The 2,708-nt window shown below is 52.5% G+C and carries 1 rRNA gene; it reads left to right on the plus strand.

Annotated features, from left to right (window positions below):
- Window positions 1-2,632: ribosomal RNA gene (locus ACFV9G_RS29735) — 23S ribosomal RNA — on the plus strand; the annotation flags it as partial.
- Window positions 2,633-2,708: the final 76 nt, after the last annotated feature.

Raw genomic sequence — 2,708 nt, forward strand, 5'->3', positions numbered from 1 at the left:
CCTTTAGCTGATTTGGTTATAGGAAATCGCTCTGGATAGAGCGGCCATAGAAGGTGATAGCCCTGTATCTGAAAGGGCCATTTCAGTGAAGACGAGTAGGGCGGGGCACGTGAAACCCTGTCTGAACATGGGGGGACCATCCTCCAAGGCTAAATACTCCTGACTGACCGATAGTGAACCAGTACCGTGAGGGAAAGGCGAAAAGAACCCCGGCGAGGGGAGTGAAATAGAACCTGAAACCGTGTACGTACAAGCAGTGGGAGCACCTTCGTGGTGTGACTGCGTACCTTTTGTATAATGGGTCAGCGACTTATATTTTGTAGCAAGGTTAACCGTATAGGGGAGCCGTAGGGAAACCGAGTCTTAACTGGGCGATTAGTTGCAAGGTATAGACCCGAAACCCGGTGATCTAGCCATGGGCAGGTTGAAGGTTGGGTAACACTAACTGGAGGACCGAACCGACTAATGTTGAAAAATTAGCGGATGACTTGTGGCTGGGGGTGAAAGGCCAATCAAACCGGGAGATAGCTGGTTCTCCCCGAAAGCTATTTAGGTAGCGCCTCGTGAACTCATCTTCGGGGGTAGAGCACTGTTTCGGCTAGGGGGCCATCCCGGCTTACCAAACCGATGCAAACTCCGAATACCGAAGAATGTTATCACGGGAGACACACGGCGGGTGCTAACGTCCGTCGTGAAGAGGGAAACAACCCAGACCGCCAGCTAAGGTCCCAAAGTCATGGTTAAGTGGGAAACGATGTGGGAAGGCATAGACAGCCAGGATGTTGGCTTAGAAGCAGCCATCATTTAAAGAAAGCGTAATAGCTCACTGGTCGAGTCGGCCTGCGCGGAAGATGTAACGGGGCTAAACCATGCACCGAAGCTGCGGCAGCGACGCTTAGGCGTTGTTGGGTAGGGGAGCGTTCTGTAAGCCGTTGAAGGTGGCCTGTGAGGGTTGCTGGAGGTATCAGAAGTGCGAATGCTGACATAAGTAACGATAAAGCGGGTGAAAAGCCCGCTCGCCGGAAGACCAAGGGTTCCTGTCCAACGTTAATCGGGGCAGGGTGAGTCGACCCCTAAGGCGAGGCTGAAAAGCGTAGTCGATGGGAAACAGGTTAATATTCCTGTACTTGGTGTTACTGCGAAGGGGGGACGGAGAAGGCTAGGCTAGCCGGGCGACGGTTGTCCCGGTTTAAGCGTGTAGGGGGTGTGACCTGGTAAATCCGGTTGCATACTAACCCTGAGGCGTGATGACGATGCACTACGGTGCAGAAGTAGTTGATGCCCTGCTTCCAGGAAAATCCTCTAAGCATCAGGTAACATTAAATCGTACCCCAAACCGACACAGGTGGTCAGGTAGAGAATACCAAGGCGCTTGAGAGAACTCGGGTGAAGGAACTAGGCAAAATGGTGCCGTAACTTCGGGAGAAGGCACGCTGGCATGTAGGTGAAGTCCCTTGCGGATGGAGCTGAAGCCAGTCGAAGATACCAGCTGGCTGCAACTGTTTAATAAAAACACAGCACTGTGCAAACACGAAAGTGGACGTATACGGTGTGACGCCTGCCCGGTGCTGGAAGGTTAATTGATGGGGTCAGCCGCAAGGCGAAGCTCTTGATCGAAGCCCCAGTAAACGGCGGCCGTAACTATAACGGTCCTAAGGTAGCGAAATTCCTTGTCGGGTAAGTTCCGACCTGCACGAATGGCGTAATGATGGCCAGGCTGTCTCCACCCGAGACTCAGTGAAATTGAACTCGCTGTGAAGATGCAGTGTACCCGCGGCAAGACGGAAAGACCCCGTGAACCTTTACTATAGCTTGACACTGAACATTGAGCCTTGATGTGTAGGATAGGTGGGAGGCTTTGAAGCGTGGACGCCAGTCTGCGTGGAGCCATCCTTGAAATACCACCCTTTAATGTTTGATGTTCTAACTCGGCCCCATAATCTGGGGTGAGGACAGTGTCTGGTGGGTAGTTTGACTGGGGCGGTCTCCTCCCAAAGAGTAACGGAGGAGCACGAAGGTTAGCTAATCACGGTCGGACATCGTGAGGTTAGTGCAAAGGCATAAGCTAGCTTGACTGCGAGAGTGACGGCTCGAGCAGGTACGAAAGTAGGTCTTAGTGATCCGGTGGTTCTGAATGGAAGGGCCATCGCTCAACGGATAAAAGGTACTCCGGGGATAACAGGCTGATACCGCCCAAGAGTTCATATCGACGGCGGTGTTTGGCACCTCGATGTCGGCTCATCACATCCTGGGGCTGTAGTCGGTCCCAAGGGTATGGCTGTTCGCCATTTAAAGTGGTACGCGAGCTGGGTTTAGAACGTCGTGAGACAGTTCGGTCCCTATCTGCCGTGGGCGTTGGAAGATTGAGAGGGGTTGCTCCTAGTACGAGAGGACCGGAGTGAACGCACCACTGGTGTTCGGGTTGTCATGCCAATGGCATTGCCCGGTAGCTAAGTGCGGAAAAGATAAGCGCTGAAAGCATCTAAGCGCGAAACTTGCCTCAAGATGAGTCTTCCCTGGGCCTTTAAGGTCCCTGAAGGAACGTTTAAGACTAAGACGTTGATAGGCTGGGTGTGTAAGTGCAGCGATGCATTGAGCTAACCAGTACTAATGATCCGTGAGGCTTAACCTTACAACACCGAAGGTGTTTTTAGAGAGATTTTCAGCGAAGTTCCGAGATTGGTTCTGATGGCTTCATGGAAGTGAGG

The organism is Nocardioides sp. NPDC059952, assembly GCF_042730435.1.
Taxonomy (GTDB): Bacteria; Actinomycetota; Actinomycetes; order Propionibacteriales; family Nocardioidaceae; genus Nocardioides.